The 15,226-nt window shown below is 65.4% G+C and carries 14 protein-coding genes; 8 read left to right on the forward strand and 6 right to left on the reverse strand.

All coding sequences use genetic code 11. The features are described 5' to 3' along the window. Positions 1-1,293, forward strand: a 1,293-nt coding sequence (locus tag BM060_RS15375; protein ID WP_074979716.1) for an OprD family porin, incomplete at its 5' end; no start/stop codon positions are given. A 295-nt stretch (positions 1,294-1,588) separates the two neighbouring features. Here the strand turns inward: BM060_RS15375 and BM060_RS15380 are convergent. The 3 genes from BM060_RS15380 to moaB are packed head-to-tail and all read right to left on the reverse strand — an operon-like array spanning position 1,589 to position 3,805. Next, positions 1,589-2,059 (reverse strand): NAD-binding protein, encoded by a 471-nt coding sequence (locus tag BM060_RS15380; protein WP_074980826.1) that lies wholly within the window; start codon positions 2,057-2,059, stop codon positions 1,589-1,591. Then, on the reverse strand, positions 2,046-3,251 hold the full coding sequence (locus BM060_RS15385) for a molybdopterin molybdotransferase MoeA (RefSeq protein WP_116424571.1): 1,206 nt from the start codon (positions 3,249-3,251) through the stop codon (positions 2,046-2,048). Before BM060_RS15385 ends, BM060_RS15380 begins: the two co-directional genes overlap by 14 nt. A 14-nt stretch (positions 3,252-3,265) precedes the next feature. Further along, positions 3,266-3,805 (reverse strand): molybdenum cofactor biosynthesis protein B, encoded by a 540-nt coding sequence (gene moaB, locus BM060_RS15390; protein WP_074980828.1) that lies wholly within the window; start codon positions 3,803-3,805, stop codon positions 3,266-3,268. A 218-nt stretch (positions 3,806-4,023) separates the two neighbouring features. Between moaB and mobA the strand changes: the two genes are divergently transcribed. The 5 genes from mobA to BM060_RS15415 all read left to right on the forward strand — a co-directional run bounded on the left by mobA (position 4,024) and on the right by BM060_RS15415 (position 6,818). After that, positions 4,024-4,632 carry a molybdenum cofactor guanylyltransferase MobA gene (gene mobA, locus BM060_RS15395; RefSeq protein ID WP_074980829.1) on the forward strand — a complete coding sequence of 203 codons (609 nt, stop codon included), beginning with the start codon at positions 4,024-4,026 and terminating at the stop codon, positions 4,630-4,632. Between the two features lie 135 nt (positions 4,633-4,767). Continuing rightward, on the forward strand, positions 4,768-5,598 hold the full coding sequence (fdhD, locus tag BM060_RS15400; protein ID WP_074980830.1) for a formate dehydrogenase accessory sulfurtransferase FdhD: 831 nt from the start codon (positions 4,768-4,770) through the stop codon (positions 5,596-5,598). Between the two features lie 21 nt (positions 5,599-5,619). Next, positions 5,620-6,123: a cyclic pyranopterin monophosphate synthase MoaC gene (moaC, locus tag BM060_RS15405; RefSeq protein WP_061561790.1), complete on the forward strand. Its 504-nt coding sequence runs from the start codon at positions 5,620-5,622 to the stop codon at positions 6,121-6,123. Then, positions 6,120-6,371 (forward strand): MoaD/ThiS family protein, encoded by a 252-nt coding sequence (locus BM060_RS15410; RefSeq protein WP_043272850.1) that lies wholly within the window; start codon positions 6,120-6,122, stop codon positions 6,369-6,371. The genes moaC and BM060_RS15410 overlap by 4 nt, the downstream gene beginning before the upstream one ends. Further along, entirely contained in the window at positions 6,372-6,818 is a 447-nt protein-coding gene (locus BM060_RS15415) for a molybdenum cofactor biosynthesis protein MoaE (protein ID WP_074980831.1), read from the forward strand. It abuts the gene before it with no gap. A gap of 45 nt (positions 6,819-6,863) precedes the next feature. Here BM060_RS15415 and BM060_RS15420 read toward each other — a convergent pair whose 3' ends face one another. Next, positions 6,864-9,608, reverse strand: a complete 2,745-nt coding sequence (locus BM060_RS15420; RefSeq protein WP_425352181.1) for an ATP-dependent Clp protease ATP-binding subunit — start codon at positions 9,606-9,608, stop codon at positions 6,864-6,866. 101 nt (positions 9,609-9,709) lie between these two features. Between BM060_RS15420 and BM060_RS32970 the strand changes: the two genes are divergently transcribed. Next, positions 9,710-9,877, forward strand: coding sequence for a hypothetical protein (locus BM060_RS32970; RefSeq protein ID WP_159458821.1), 168 nt, complete (start codon positions 9,710-9,712; stop codon positions 9,875-9,877). Positions 9,878-10,036: 159 nt separating this feature from the next. Here BM060_RS32970 and BM060_RS15425 read toward each other — a convergent pair whose 3' ends face one another. Beyond that, on the reverse strand, positions 10,037-10,975 hold the full coding sequence (locus tag BM060_RS15425) for a Dyp-type peroxidase (RefSeq protein ID WP_074980832.1): 939 nt from the start codon (positions 10,973-10,975) through the stop codon (positions 10,037-10,039). A gap of 167 nt (positions 10,976-11,142) precedes the next feature. Then, complete coding sequence (locus BM060_RS15430; protein WP_074980833.1) at positions 11,143-13,416, reverse strand: FdhF/YdeP family oxidoreductase; 2,274 nt, start codon at positions 13,414-13,416, stop codon at positions 11,143-11,145. A gap of 402 nt (positions 13,417-13,818) precedes the next feature. Here BM060_RS15430 and BM060_RS15435 point away from each other — a divergent pair, with 402 nt between their 5' ends. Continuing rightward, positions 13,819-15,225: a cytochrome ubiquinol oxidase subunit I gene (locus BM060_RS15435; protein ID WP_064583156.1), complete on the forward strand. Its 1,407-nt coding sequence runs from the start codon at positions 13,819-13,821 to the stop codon at positions 15,223-15,225. Position 15,226 lies beyond the last annotated feature (1 nt).

Raw genomic sequence — 15,226 nt, forward strand, 5'->3', positions numbered from 1 at the left:
TTCATCGAAGACAGCAAGGCCAGCCTCGGCCTGCGCAACTTCTACATCAACACCGACAACCGCAACGGCCCCGCCTCGCCCAGCAAGCAGGAAGAATGGGGCCAGGGCTTCATGCTCAACTACGCCTCCGGCTTCACCGAAGGCACCGTCGGCTTCGGCGTCGACGCCCTGGGCCTGCTCGGCCTGCGCCTGGACGGCGGCGGCAAGTCCGGCAAGAGCGGCATCGACCGCCAGCCCGGCACCATCTTCCCGCTGGAGAGCGACGGCAGCGCGGTGGACGAGTTCAGCAGCCTGGGCCTGACCGCCAAGGCGAAAGTGTCGAAGACCGAGTTCCGCTACGGCACCCTGCAGCCCAAGCTGCCGGTGGTGGTCTACAACGACGCGCGCCTGCTGCCGATGACCTACGAGGGCGGCCAGGTCACCTCCAACGAGTTCAAGGACCTGACGCTGATCGGCGGCCAACTGACCCACACCAAGGGCCGCAACTCCACCGACTGGCGCAGCATGTCCATCGCCGGCGCCAACGGCAGCAGCGCCAGCTCCCGCGACAGCAACAAGTTCTACTTCGCCGGCGGCGACTACAAGGCCACCAAGGACCTGACGCTGCAGTACTATTACGGCCAGCTGACCGACTTCTACCAGCAGCACTTCCTCGGCCTGACGCACAACTGGGCGGTCGGCCCGGGCACCCTGAAAACCGACCTGCGGGTGTTCATCAGCGATTCCGACGGCAAGAACGGCAGCGCCTCCGGCCGCGCCGACGGCTACGTCAGCAGCGGCTACTACGGCAACAACCTGACCAAGGGCGAGGTGGACAACAACGTCTACAGCGGCCTGCTCACCTACAGCCTCGCCGGCCACAGCATCGGCGCCGGCTACCAAGTGCTCACCGGCGACAGCGACTTCCCCTACCTGAACCGCGGCGACGGCGAAGGCACCAGCACCTACCTGCACACCGACGCCCAGCTGCTGAAGTTCAACCACGCCGGCGAGCGCACCTGGATCGGCCGCTACGCTTACGACTTCGCCAAGCTCGGCGTGCCCGGCCTGACCTTCAGCGTGCTCTACCTCAACGCCGACGACATCAAAACCGGCCGCGGCGACCAGGGCGAGTGGGAACGTGACATCGCGGTGGGCTACGTGGTCCCCGAGGGCACCTTCAAGGGCCTGGGCCTGGCCTGGAAGAACGCCACCATGCGCAGCGGCCTGCCGGTCAGCGGCTCGGGCACGGCGACGCAGCGGGACCAGGATGAGAACCGGTTGATCGTGAGTTATACGTTGCCGTTGTTCTAGGTCAGGTTGGGGGCTGTTGGAGTCAAGAGCCAAGAGCCCCTCTCCCTAACCCTCTCCCTGAAGGGAGAGGGGACCGTTCGGAGTGAGTGGATGTTTCGGCGTCAGCCGGAGATGACGGTTCAGGTTGAAACCATTCCTATCCGCCGGCACGGACAAGCTCCCTCTCCCTTCAGGGAGAGGGAGCGGAGCCAACCCAAGGCACGAAAGCCACCGGGCCGCGCCAGGATGCTCTTCGTAGGAGCGAGCTTGCTCGCGAACCGCATGGCACCGTATTTGTTCGCGAGCAAGCTCGCTCCTACGAGAAGCCGTGCTCGCCAGCAACACCCTCTTGCTGGAGCACACAGTGCGGCAGCAGGTCCAAAGGTATCTGCCCACCCTGAACGACCCGCGCAGCCACTCCCCCATCCTCCATCACCGGCGCTATGACAGCGCCGGGCCGCAGCTGGCGGATACGCGGAAGGTTCCGCGAGTCATTGACCGTCACCACCGTGAGCGCACTGCAGGCGAGCGCCTGCAATGCCCGCAGCACGGCCAGGTTGTGCGAATCGTCGTCGAGCATCGCCAGTATGGCCACCGCTCTCTCCGCGCCCGCCCGCCGGAGCACTTCCACGTCCTGAGGATCGCCCAGCACGGCGTCCGGGGCTGCCGTCGAGGTTCGGCTGGGCAGCAGGCGGATCGCGGCCTGGCCCCTTGCGTTCAGTTCCCGCCAGGCGTTGTAGGCCAGGGCGTTGTCGCCGATGACGATGTAATGCTCAGCGCGCGTCATTCGCCGCGCCCCAGAGCCCGTCGAACGGCAGGAAGTCCAGCCATTCCCCCGCCGCGAAAGTCCTGCCTGCCGGGACTTCCAGCAGGCCGTCGGCCACTGCCGCGCTCAGCAGGGTGCCGGAGCTCTGCCCCGGCAGCAGCAGGGCGACACCGTTCTCGATGCGCACCCGCAGGTATTCCTGGCGGGTACCCGCCGAAGGCCAGTCGAAGCCCGCCGGCAGCGGGTAGCGCCTGGGCCGGACCGCGGCCACGCCCATCCGCCGCAGCAGGTAGGGCCGCACCAGCAGCAGGAAGGTCACCAGGGACGAGCCGGGGTTCCCCGGTAGCCCGATGAAGGGCGTTGCGTCCAGTTGGCCGAAGGTGAACGGCTTGCCCGGTTTGATGGCCAGCTTCCAGAGCAGCACCTCGCCCTGCTCGCGCAGGAGCTGGCCGATGAAATCGGCCTCGCCCACCGAGACGCCGCCGGAACTGAGGATCAGGTCGTTCGCGCGGCCGGCGTCGAGGGCCGCGCGGATCGCCTCGGGGTCGTCTCCCACGCGGCCCAGCTCCACGACCTCGCAACCCAGGCGCTGGAGCAGCGCCCGCAGCAGCGTGCGGTTGCTGTCGTAGATTTGCCCGGGCGCCAGCGCCTGGCCCGCGGCGACCAGTTCATCGCCGGTGGAAAGCAGCGCGACCCGGGGGCGCCGCACGACCGGCGCGCGCTCATAGCCCTGGGAAGCCAGAACCCCCAGGGATACCGGCCCCAATACCCGGCCGGCTTCGAGCAGAGGTTCGCCGGCGGCGATCTCGTCCGCCCGCGGCCGAACGTTGGCGCCGGCCCGCGGCTGGCCTTCGATCAGCACCCGCTGGTCGTCGAGCAGCCTGCAGTTCTCCTGGATCTGCACGCAGTCGGCCCCTTCCGGCAGCGGCGCGCCCGTGTAGATGCGCGCGCAGGTGCCGGGCTCCAGCGGCGCCGGCGCCTGGCCGGCGAAGATCGTCTGGGAGATGCGCAGCGCCCGCCCGTCCAGGTCCGCAAGCCTGAAGGCATAGCCATCCATGGCGCTGTTGGCCCAGGGCGGCGAGTCGGTCCGCGCGAACAGGTCGCGCGCCAGCACGCGGCCATCGGCCAGGGCCAGCGCCAGTTCCTCGATATCGGCGATGGGCGAGCCTTGCGCCAGGTCGAGCAGGCGGCCCAGGGCCTCGTCGACCGGCATCAGCGCCGCGCCCTTCATTGGCGCGGCCCGCAGGCGTTGCCGGGCTTGAGGTGCGCGACGAAGTTGCAGGGGCGGTGCCGCGAATCGAGCTGCTCGACCAGGATGCCCTCCCAGGCCGTCCGGCAGGCCCCGGTGGAGCCCGGCAGGCAGCACACCAGGGTGCCGTTGGCCAGGCCGGCCAGGGCGCGGGACTGCACGGTGGAGCTGCCGATGTCGAGGATCGACAGCGCGCGGAACAGCTCGCCGAAGCCCTCGACCTGCTTGTCCAGCAGGCAGGCGACGGCCTCCGGAGTGCTGTCGCGGCCGGTGAAGCCGGTGCCGCCGGTGATCAGCACCACCTGCACGTCATCGTCGGCGATCCAGGCGGCGACCTGCGCGCGTATCCGGTAGAGGTCGTCCTTGAGCAGCACGCGCGCCACCAGGCGGTGGCCGATCTCGACGCAGCGGCTCGCCAGCAACTCGCCCGACGTATCGTTTTCGAAAGTTCGCGTATCGCTGACGGTCAATACCGCGATGTTCAGCGGAATGAATTCCGTATTCGGTTTGACACTCACGGGGCATCGCTCCAGTTGGAAGTTTCCGTGGAAACTAGAGACAAAGACCGGCGTCGTCCAATCGATATGGCAAACCCTCCGATCGGAGTCTTCTATCGACAAGAAGAGTGTTCCCGATAAGGCGCATCTATCTTCCGGTAAGCATTTGCAATTGGACGCATCCGCTGCAAGTTCTGTAGTTTTCCGCCTTCGATTCCGAGCCTTCGGATACAACGAGCATGAGCACTATCGAAATACCCTGTTCCATACTTCTGCTCGCCGGTGGAAAAGGCCAGAGAATGGGAGGAAAGGACAAGGGACTGATGCTCTTCCGCGGCAAGCCGTTCATCGCGCATATCCATGCCGTGGTGCGCGAACTGACCGACGACCTAATCATTTCCTGCAACCGCAACCAGGCTGTCTACGCGACCTATTCGGACCGCTGCGTGAGCGATTCGGTCGACGGCTATCCGGGCCCCCTGGCGGGTGTGATCGCGGGCCTGGAACAGGCCAGGCACGCGTGGATGCTGGTGCTGCCCTGCGATGCGCCGCTGGTCGACCAGGCGCTCGTCCGCGCCATGCTGGCGCACCTCGGCAAGGGCCTCGGCTACCCGCTGATGCTGCGCCAGGGCAGCCAATGGCAGCCGATGTTCAGCCTGCTGCCCAAGGCCCTGTTGCCGACCCTGGAGGCGGCCTGGGCGGCGGGCGAGCGAAGCCTGCTGCGGCTGCTCCTGGCCGCCCGGGCCAAGGGCCTGCCGTGCTCCTGCCAGGACCTGCGCCTGCAGAACCTGAACAGCCCCGAAGTGCTGCTGGCGGCGCAGAGCGGCACCATCGAAACCCGGCCGTGAAAGCAACTTCCGGCCTGCATCGAATGCGTTGTTTCCGTCATAGAGGAGTCTTATTGACGGATCGGAACAAGCGATTGGACGTTATTTGATCGCCTGCGTAACCTGAAAACAGGCAACAAGACACAAGGTGCCGTGATGGAGCTGATCGACGAAGCTCGAACCGATATATCCGATATCAATGCGCCGCCCGCGCCCGCGCAAACCTATAGTTATGTCGAGTTGGGCGAGAACTGGATAATCGGTGAGGCCGTACTTGCCCGGGAAACGGCATTGGCCATCAGTTATAACGGCATCAACCAGGCGGTGATGATGGTATCGCCGGGTAATATGGAAGACTTCGTCAGGGGTTTCAGCCTGACCAATGAAATCGTCACTTCCCTGGATGAAATCCGCGATATAAAAATCACCGGTTCCGGCGAGTCGTACCTGGCCCAGGTCGAAATAACCAACCGCGCCTTCTGGGCGCTGAAGGACCACCGCCGGCAACTGGCCGGCACCAGCGGCTGCGGCATCTGCGGGGTCGAGGCGCTGGACCAGGCGCTGCCGGCGCTGACCCCGCTGCGCCTCGCGCCGCTGCCGGAAGCGCGCCTGCTGGAGGGCCTGCGCGAGCGCATCAACGCCGCCCAGACGGTCGCCCGCGACAGCGGCGCCCTGCACGCCGCCCTGTACCTCGACGCCCAGGGCGAGGTGCGCCTGTGCCGCGAGGACATCGGCCGGCACAACGCCCTGGACAAGCTGATCGGCGCCATGGCCCAGGCGCGCTTCGAACCCGCCGAGGGCTTCGTCGTCGTCACCAGCCGCTGCAGCCTGGAACTCATTCACAAGGCGGTGCGGGCGCGCATCGGCACCCTGGTCAGCCTCTCGGCGCCCACCGCCCTGACCGTGGAATGGGCGCGCCGCAACCAGCTCAACCTCATCCACCTTCCCCACCACAGCCTGCCCAGGCTCTACAGCCCGGCGCCCTGACCCGCGCGCCCCGGAGTCCCGATGAACCAAGCCCATGAGTCGGCGGCAACGCTGACCCACCTGGACAATCGCGGCCATGCCCGCATGGTCGACGTCACCGCGAAGCAGGACAGCCAGCGCGAAGCCGTGGCCGAAGCCTGGATCAGGATGAAACCTGAAACCCTCGACCTGATCCTCGAACAGGGCCACCCCAAGGGCGATGTCTTCGCCACCGCGCGGATCGCCGGGATCATGGCGGCCAAGCGCACCCATGAACTCATCCCGCTGTGCCACCCGCTGCTGCTCAGCGCGGTCAGCGTCGAGCTCAAGCCGGTGCTGCCGGACTCGGTGCGCATCGTCGCGAGCTGCCGGCTGAAAGGCGCGACGGGCGTGGAGATGGAAGCCCTGACAGCGGCCAGCGTCGCGGCCCTGACGCTCTACGACATGTGCAAGGCGATCGACCGCGGCATGCAGATCGACTGGGTGCGGCTGCTGCGCAAGGCCGGCGGCCGCTCGGGCCTGTACCAGGTGGAGGACGCGCGATGATCCGCCTGCAGTACTTCGCCCGCTACCGCGAACTGCTCGGCAGCGAGGGCGAGCCCCTGCCCTGGCAGCCGGCCCTGGCCACGCTGGGCGACCTCCGCGACCACCTGGCCAGCCGCGGCGGCGCCTGGGCCGAGGTGTTCAGCCAGGGCAACCTGATGTGCGCGCGCAACCAGGAGTTATGCAGCCTGGACGAGCCCCTCGCCGATGGCGACGAAGTGGCGTTCTTCCCGCCGGTGACGGGAGGCTGAATGAGCATCTGCGTGCAACAGCAGGGCTTCTATGCCGGTGAACTCATCGAGCGGCTGCGCGGGCGCTCCGGCGGCGCCGGCGCCCTGGTGAGCTTCGTCGGCTACGTGCGCGACCTGGACGGCGGCGCCGAAGTCAGCGAGCTGTTCCTGGAGCACTACCCGGGCATGACGCAAAGGAGCCTGGAGCAGATCGCCGCGGCGGCGCGGGAGCGCTGGGCGCTGCTCGACCTCGAAGTGCTGCACCGCGTCGGCGCCCTCGCGGCGGCCGAGCCGATCGTCTTCGTCGGCGTCACCAGCCGGCACCGGCGGGACGCCTTCGAAGCCTGCGAATACATCATGGACCAGTTGAAGACCCGCGCCCCGTTCTGGAAGCGCGAACGCACGCCCCACGGCTGGCAATGGGTGGCGGCCCGCGAGACGGACAGCCAGGCCGCCGCGCGCTGGTGAGGGCACGGGTAGCGCCCGGGGTGAGCGCTACCCGTCCGCCCGTCTTCAGGTTCCGGTCTGCTCCGCGTCGGCCGGCGGCGCGGGCGGCTCGGCCGCCGGGGGCTGGGCGCCGCCCTTCTCCAGCGTCACCTTGCCGGCCTCCTTGTCGTAGCCCAGGGCGATGCTGTCCCCGGAAACCACCTTGTCCCCGAGGATTTCCCGCGCCAGGCGCGTCTCCACTTCCTGGCGTATCTGCCGCTTCAGCTCGCGGGCGCCGAACTCGGGCTGGTAGCCCACGTCGACCAGGTGATCGACCAGGGACTCATCGACCGTCAGGGTGATGTCCTGCGCGGCGGCCGTGCGCACTACCCGCTGCAGCTGGATGCGGACGATGGCGCGGATGTCGTCGCGGGACAGCGCATGGAACACGATGATGTCGTCGACGCGGTTGAGGAACTCCGGACGGAAGTGTCCCTTGAGCACGCCCATCAGCTCGTCGCGCAGCGCCTTGTCGTCCATGCGCTCGGCCTCGGAGCGTTCGAGGTTGTCCATGATGATCGAGGCGCCGAGGTTGCTGGTGGCGATGATGATGGTGTTGCTGAAGTCCACCACCCGGCCCTTGCCGTCGGTGAGCCGGCCGTCGTCGAAGACCTGCAGCAGCACGTTGTTGACGTCGGGGTGGGCCTTCTCGATCTCGTCCAGCAGGATCACGCTGTACGGCCGCCGGCGCACGCGCTCGGTCAGCTGGCCGCCCTCGTCGTAGCCGACGTAGCCGGGCGGCGCGCCGATCAGCCGGGCCACGGCATGGCGCTCCATGTACTCGGACATGTCGATGCGGATGATCGCCTGCTCGTCGCCGAACACGCTCTCCGCCAGCGCCTTGGCCAGCTCGGTCTTGCCCACCCCGGTCGGGCCGAGGAACAGGAAGGTGGCGATGGGCCGGTGGGCCTGGCCGAGGCCCGCGCGGGACAGGCGCACCGCATCGCTGACCGCCACCACCGCGTGCTCCTGGCCGATCAGCCGCTCGCGCAGCGTCTCTTCCATCTTCAGCAGCTTCTGGCGTTCTTCCTGGGTCAGCTCCGCCACCGGGATGCCGGTCAGCCGCGAGACCACCTCAGCGATGGACGAGGTGGTGACCTCCAGGGTCTCGGAACCGGTCTTGCGTTCCCAGGCCTCGGAGCGTTCCTCCAGCTGCGTCTGTTTCTCGCCGATCAGCTCCTCGAAGCTCTTCGCCTCGTCGAAGCGCTTGCGCGAGGTCGCGTAGTCCTGCTCGCGCTTGAGCTGGGCGATCTCCGCCTCCAGCTCCTGGATGTCCGCCGGCCGCGAGGTGGCGCCGATGCGCACGCGGGCGGCGGCCTGGTCGATCAGGTCGATGGCCTTGTCCGGCAGGAAGCGGTTGGTGATGTAGCGGTCGGCGAGTTCCGCGGCGGCGACGAAGGCATCGTCGGCGAAGGTCACCTGGTGGTGGGCCTCGAGCTTGTCGCGCAGGCCCCGGAGGATGACGATGGTCTGCTCCACCGTCGGCTCGGGGACGAACACCGGCTGGAAGCGGCGTTCCAGCGCGGCGTCCTTCTCGATGTACTTCTGGTACTCGTTGAGCGTGGTGGCGCCGATCAGGCTCAGCTCGCCGCGGGCCAGGGCCGGCTTGAGCACGTTGGCGATGTCCAGCCCGCCCTCCTCGCCGCCCTGCCCGGCGCCGACGATGGTGTGCAGCTCGTCGATGAACAGCACCAGCTCGTCGTGCTTGGCGGTGACTTCGTCGATCAGCTGTTTGGCCCGCTCCTCGAATTCGCCGCGGTACTTGGCGCCGGCGACCATCGAGTTCAGGTTCACCTCCACCAGGCGCTTGCCGCGCAGCACTTCCGGCACGTCGCCGTTGACGATGCGCTGGGCCAGCCCTTCGACGATCGCCGTCTTGCCGACGCCGGGCTCGCCGATCAGCACCGGGTTGTTCTTCTTGCGCCGGGCCAGCACCTCGATGGCGTTCTCGATCTCCTGGGCCCGCCCCAGCACCGGGTCGAGCTTGCCCTGGCGCGCCAGCTGGGTGAGGTCACGGCCGAACTTGTCCAGCGTCGGCGTGCCGCTGGGGGTATCCACGCGGCCGTCTTCGGCGCCCTTGCCGACGATCTTGACCACCTTCTGGCGCAGCGTCTCGGGGGTCACGCCGTACTTCTTCAGCAGCGTGCCGGCCAGGCTCTCGGGCACCGAGGCCAGGCCGATCAGCAGGTGCTCCGGGCCGACGTAGGAATGCCCCAGGTCCCGCGAGGCCTGGAAGGCCAACTGGAAGGCCTTCTTCAGGCGCGGCGAGATGGTCATGCGGTCCACCGGCGCATCGGCGGAGGCGTTGCCGGTCTGCGCGTGCTGGTCGATATAGCCCTTGATGTCCTCCGGCGACAGCTTCATCTCCTTGAGCAGGGCGACCACCACGTCGGTGTCGGCCAGCACGTACAGCAGGTGCTCGGTGTCCAGCTCGTTGCGCCTGAGTTCGTGGGCCTTTTCCGCGGCGCGCTGGAGAATCTCCAGGGTCTGGGCGCTGAAGGCATCGGTGGCGTCGACCGACTCGCGGGGCACTTCGGCGGCCATGCCGAAACCATCGCCCTCCTCGCCCGCGCCGCCGAACCTGTCGAAGAAGCGTGAAAGCCCGCCGCCTCCGAGCAGCGAGTCGAACGGATTGAGCATGCTCTGGTGCCGCATCAACTGACGGTAGTCGTGGTCGCAGATCGACATCGACTTGCGCTCGCCATTCTGTACGACGGTCACGCGGGCAACGGCGGGTCGCGCATTACAGATTTCACAGAGAGTCGCCATGATGAACTTTCTCCACGCAACAAGTGGGCGCTTGTAATCGAGCGGCCGCATCTCCAGCAGCGCATAGCCATGGATGAGTTCAATAACGAACCCGGAGACTTGGCATGCACTGTTTTTTCGAAACGAAAGAGACAGGAAAACTCGAAAAGCCGGAACGGTTATTACACCGTCCGTTCACCATAGTCCGGGAAGTGGAAGAGCGCCAGACGAAATCGACCACGGCCAAACAACGAAAAACGCTAAGCGGCGGCGCCATAGTTACAAAACAATGACACGCCGGGAAAAAACTCATCGGAATATGCCGGAACAACTTCCGAACAGCGGCGCAATGAGTGAATCGCAGTACGACGGAAGGCCGGAACTATTGCGGCGAAGTGAGTCGACGCAATAGTCCGGGGAAGTTATCGGGAAAATCGCCCGGATAGGGGAAGTTATTCGCCGAGCTGTTCCAGCAGGTCGGCGGAAGGCACGAAGAACAGGCTGCCGGTCACCGCGCGGCTGTAATCCAGCAGGCGGTCGTAGTTGCCCGCCGGGCGCCCGACGAACATGTTCTGCAGCATTTCCTCGATGGGCTCGGGCGAGCGGGCATAACCGATGAAATAGGTGCCGAACTCCCCCGCCCCCGGCCGGCCGAAAGGCATGTTGTCGCGCAGGATCTTCACTTCCTTGCCGTCCTTGACCAGGGTGGTGAGGGAGCTGTGCGAGCAGCTCGGCTTGACCGATTCGTCCAGCTCGATGTCGGACAGCTTGGTGCGCCCGATGATGCGCTCCTGGGCCTCGATGGACAGCCGGTTCCAGCCGGCCATGTCGTGCAGGTACTTCTGCACGATGACGTAGCTGCCGCCGGCGAAGCCGGGGTCTTCGTCGCCGATCAGGGTGAAATGGGCCGCCTCGCGGCCCGCAGGGTTCTCGGTGCCGTCGACGAAGCCGACCATGCTGCGCATGTCGAAGTAGCGGAAGCCCTGGACTTCGTCGACCACTTCCACCGCCTTGCCCAGCCGGGTGACCACCTGGGTCGCCAGTTCGAAGCACAGGTCCATCTGGTCCGCGCGGATGTGCAGCAGGATGTCGCCCGGCGTGGAAACGGCCACGCGCTCACCGGAACCCACTTCGCGGAAGGTGTGCAACGCCGCCGGGCGAGGCGCGCCGAACAGCCTGTCCCAGGCCTCGGAGCCGAAGCCGACGACGCAGGAAAGATTGCCCGCCGGCGCCCGCTTGCCGACCGAACGCACCAGGGCGGCGATATCCCCGCACAGTGCGCGCACGGCATCGCGGTTTTCCTCGCCGGAAACCAGCGTCATCACGAGAAAGATCGCGCTACTGGTGATCGGACTGTCGACTGCCTGGGGATTGGGGAGTTCTTCTGTCATTTTGCTTGGCAACTACCATCACGGTTGGGCGTTCGAGACTACCAGATAATAGCGGGCGCATGACAATCGTCATCGCGCGTGCCGAATGGTTTTATTCCGAACTGCAAGTAAGGCTGAAAAAGAAAGGGGTGCCATTGGCACCCCGGTTATATGTTGGGCAACTTGGCTCAGTTGACTTCCGAGCGCATCACCCGAACCGGCACGGATTTATAGGAGGGCGTTCCGCTGTCGACGTCTATGTAGTCCAGCGGCACCAGTCTATTGGCTTCGGGATAGTACGCGGCGACCGAACCCGCGGCGATCTTGTATTCAATGGCGGTGATCTTCTCGTAACGCAGTTTGCGCCCCGCGGTAATTGTTTCTATATCCACCAGGTCGCCATGTTCCAAACCCCTGGCCGCCAGGTCGTCCGGGTTCATGAAGAGCACGTCGCGCCGCCCGAATACGCCGCGGTAGCGATCGTCCAGCGCATAGATGGTGGTGTTGTACTGGTCGTGGCTGCGGATGGTCACCAGGCGCAGGACGTCTTCGCCCTCCACCACCTTGTCTTCGTGCAGGCCGGGGAAGACGAAGAACTCGGCCTTGCCCGAGGGCGTGTCCCACTTGCGCTCGGTCGGCGGCAGCGGCATGCGGAAGCCGCCCGGGACGCGGATGCGGGCATTGAAGTCGTCGAAGCCGGGCACCGTCTTCTCGATCAGGTCGCGGATGCGGTCGTAGTCGGCGACCAGCTCCAGCCAGGGCACCTTGCTGTCCGGCAGGGTGGCGTTGGCCATGCCGGCGACGATGGCCGGCTCGGAGAGCAGGACGTCGGAAGCGGGCTTCAGCTTGCCGGCCGAGGCATGGACCATCGACATGGAGTCTTCCACGGTCACCGATTGCGGCCCGGTTTCCTGCACGTCCAGCTCGGTCCGCCCCAGGCAGGGGAACAGGAAGCTGTGCTTGCCCACCAGCAGGTGCGTGCGGTTCAGCTTGGTGCCGATGTGCACGCTCAGCTCCAGCTTGCCCATGGCCGGGAAGCACTGGCCGGGGTCGGGCAGCGCCACGGCGAAGTTGCCGCCCAGGCAGATCAGCGCCTTGGCCGTGCCGTCGATCATCGCCTGCATCGCCTGCACGGCATCGTGGCCATGCTGCGCCGGCGGCTTGAAGCCCAGCACCTGTTCGATCTTGCCGAGGAAGGCGCTCGACGGCTTCTCGGTGATGCCCACCGTGCGGTTGCCCTGGACGTTGGAGTGGCCGCGCAGCGGGCAGATGCCGGCCCCGGGCTTGCCGAAGTTGCCGCGCAGCATCAGCAGGTCGCAGATGAGCCGGACGTTGGCGGTGCCCTCGTTGTGCTGGGTGATGCCCATCCCGTAGGTCACGATGGTGGCGTTGGACTTCGCGTAGGCCGCCGCGACCATTTCCAGGTCGGATTTCTTCAGGCCGCTGGCGGCTTCGATGTCCGGCCACTGGGTGGCGTGCAGGTCGGCGACCAGCGCGTCGAAGCCGACGGTGTGCTGCTTGATGAACGCGTAGTCGAGCGCACCGCCCAGGCTGTCCTCGATCTCCAGCAGCGCCTTCATGATGCCCTTGATCGCCGCCGCGTCGCCGCCTGCCTTGACCATGAAGTAGGAGGACGCGATGCGGGTGGAGCCGTAGGTGGCCATCTCGATCATGTCCTGCGGGTCGGCGAAACGCTCCAGCGCGCGCTCGCGCAGCGGGTTGAACACCATGATCGGCACCTTGCGCCGCGACGCCTCGTGCAGCGTGCCCATCATCCGCGGGTGGTTGGTGCCGGGGTTGTGGCCGATGGAGATGATCAGCTCGCAGGCCTCGAAGTCATCCAGCGATACCGTGCCCTTGCCGATGCCGATCGAACGCGGCAGGCCGACGCTGGTGGGCTCGTGGCACATGTTCGAGCAGTCCGGGAAGTTGTTCGTGCCGTATTCCCGGGCGAACAGCTGGTACAGGTAGGCCGCCTCGTTGGAGGCCCGCCCGGAGGTGTAGAACTCCACCTCGTCGGGCTCCAGGCCACGGAGAATCTCGCCGATGCGGGCGAAGGCGGTTTCCCACTCGATGGGCTGGTAGGTGTCCGAGGCGCGGTCGTAGACCAGCGGGTGGGTGATGCGCCCGAGGTCTTCCAGTTCGTAGTCGCTGCGGTGCAGCAGGGAAGCCACCGGGTGGCTGGCGAAGAACTCGGGGGTGACGCGCTTGCTGGTGGCCTCCCAGGTCACCGCCTTGGCGCCGTTCTCGCAGAACTGGAAGGTGGACCTGTGCTCCTTGTCCGGCCAGGCGCAGCCGGGGCAGTCGAAGCCGTCGGGCTGGTTGGTGCGCATCAGGGTGATGGGCGCCTTGAGGGTATCCATCTGTTCCCGGACGGCCGTGGCCGTCGCCTTGAGAGCGCCCCAACCACCAGCGGGACCATCGTATTTACGAACACCAGGTACCTTGCGTCGAATAGTCATGATCGCTCCATATATACGAGCAGGCCGATAGTTGGGCGTGGCTCGACAGTTTTATATGTTCAGACGCTATAGCGATTATCTTTCTCCGCTATAGCGATATTGCCTTGCGCTCTACCCTCCCGAAAAAACAAAACTTCTTTCTTTCAAGAAGAAACCATCGTCGCCAGCCAACGAAAAACTGGCGCCTGTTACATGACTTGCCGGATGAGATCAACAGGAAGTTGCGAGAAAAAATAGCTTGCTCATGCCGCTCGATCGTGTTCTAGAATCTAAGCGGCGCACTTCCGAGATGTCAAGGCAAAGAACGAGAGTTGCACAGGCGCAAGCGCTCACTTAGTTAGCTTGCTTTGTGCCCGACACTCTCCGGCGAACTTTCCCTCCACTCCACAAGGCAGAGAAAGCATGGACACATACAGCTCGACCGCAATTGATCTGGCTCGTCTGCAGTTTGCCTTCACCGTTGGCGTCCATATAGTCTTTCCGGCCATCACCATTGGTCTCGCCAGTTTCCTGACGGTACTCGAAGGTCTTTGGCTTAGAACCGGAAGAGATGTCTACCGGGATCTTTACAGCTTTTGGGTGAAGATTTTCGCCATCAACTTCGGCATGGGTGTCGTTTCCGGATTGGTAATGGCCTATCAGTTCGGCACCAACTGGAGCCGCTTTTCATACTTTGCCGGCGGTATTACCGGGCCCTTGTTGACTTATGAAGTTCTGACCGCGTTCTTTCTCGAGGCGGGCTTTCTCGGTGTGATGTTGTTCGGCTGGGAGCGCGTAGGCCGGGGCCTGCACTTCTTCGCCACCGCCATGGTCGCGCTGGGCACATTGATTTCCACCTTCTGGATATTGTCTTCCAACAGTTGGATGCATACGCCGCAAGGCTTCGAGATCGTCGATGGCCGGGCGGTGCCGGTCGACTGGCTGGCCGTCATCTTCAACCCGTCGTTCCCCTTCCGGCTCGCGCACATGGCCATCGCCGCGTTCCTCGCCACCGCCTTCTTCGTCGGGGCCTCCGGGGCCTGGCACCTGCTGCGCCGGAGCAACGACGAGGCCGCGCGCACCATGCTCTCCATGGCGGCCTGGATGGCGCTGCTGGTCGCGCCCATCCAGGCCGTGGTCGGCGATGCCCATGGGCTCAACACGCTGGAACACCAGCCGGCGAAGATCGCGGCCATCGAAGGGCACTGGGAGAATGTTCCGGGCGAACCTTCACCGCTGATATTGGCCGGCTGGCCCGACATGAAGGCGGAAAAAACCCACTTCGCCATAGAAGTTCCTCTGTTGGGAAGTCTTATTCTCACCCACAGTCTGGATCGCCAGATTCCCGCACTCAAATCATTCCCGCCGGAAGACAGGCCGAACTCCACGGTTATCTTCTGGACGTTCCGGATAATGGTAGCCATGGGACTCCTGATGATACTTACCGGCCTCTGGAGTCTATATCTGAGATGGCGCGGAAAACTCTACGATTCCCGCTTTTTCCTCAAGTTCGTGCTCTGCATGGGCCCTTCGGGACTCATTGCCCTGCTGGCCGGCTGGGTAACTACCGAAATGGGCCGGCAGCCCTGGGTGGTCTACGGATACATGCGCACCGTCGATGCCGCCTCGGCGCAAACCACCGCGCAAATGACCATCAGCCTGGTACTTTTCGTTCTTGTCTACTTCGCACTCTTCGGCACCGGCATCGCCTATATGCTGAAACTCGTACATAAGGGGCCGCAACCCCACGATGCGGAACATCCCATCGAAGGCGGTGCAGGCCAGATGCGTACGCCCGCACGTCCATTGTCGGCATCCGACGACCGTTAAG

The sequence above is a fragment of the Pseudomonas citronellolis genome (assembly GCF_900112375.1).
Lineage (GTDB): Bacteria > Pseudomonadota > Gammaproteobacteria > Pseudomonadales > Pseudomonadaceae > Pseudomonas > Pseudomonas citronellolis.

What these genes read in the sequence shown, in the direction of transcription:
- BM060_RS32970 (WP_159458821.1), top strand. Translation starts at nt 9,710, where the DNA reads ATGCACTGTTTTTTCGAAACGAAAGAGACAGGAAAACTCGAAAAGCCG.
- BM060_RS15430 (WP_074980833.1), bottom strand. Translation starts at nt 13,416, where the DNA reads ATGACTATTCGACGCAAGGTACCTGGTGTTCGTAAATACGATGGTCCC.
- BM060_RS15380 (WP_074980826.1), bottom strand. Translation starts at nt 2,059, where the DNA reads ATGACGCGCGCTGAGCATTACATCGTCATCGGCGACAACGCCCTGGCC.
- fdhD (WP_074980830.1), top strand. Translation starts at nt 4,768, where the DNA reads ATGGAGCTGATCGACGAAGCTCGAACCGATATATCCGATATCAATGCG.
- BM060_RS15435 (WP_064583156.1), top strand. Translation starts at nt 13,819, where the DNA reads ATGGACACATACAGCTCGACCGCAATTGATCTGGCTCGTCTGCAGTTT.
- BM060_RS15415 (WP_074980831.1), top strand. Translation starts at nt 6,372, where the DNA reads ATGAGCATCTGCGTGCAACAGCAGGGCTTCTATGCCGGTGAACTCATC.
- BM060_RS15410 (WP_043272850.1), top strand. Translation starts at nt 6,120, where the DNA reads ATGATCCGCCTGCAGTACTTCGCCCGCTACCGCGAACTGCTCGGCAGC.
- BM060_RS15425 (WP_074980832.1), bottom strand. Translation starts at nt 10,975, where the DNA reads ATGACAGAAGAACTCCCCAATCCCCAGGCAGTCGACAGTCCGATCACC.
- moaC (WP_061561790.1), top strand. Translation starts at nt 5,620, where the DNA reads ATGAACCAAGCCCATGAGTCGGCGGCAACGCTGACCCACCTGGACAAT.
- BM060_RS15385 (WP_116424571.1), bottom strand. Translation starts at nt 3,251, where the DNA reads ATGCCGGTCGACGAGGCCCTGGGCCGCCTGCTCGACCTGGCGCAAGGC.
- mobA (WP_074980829.1), top strand. Translation starts at nt 4,024, where the DNA reads ATGAGCACTATCGAAATACCCTGTTCCATACTTCTGCTCGCCGGTGGA.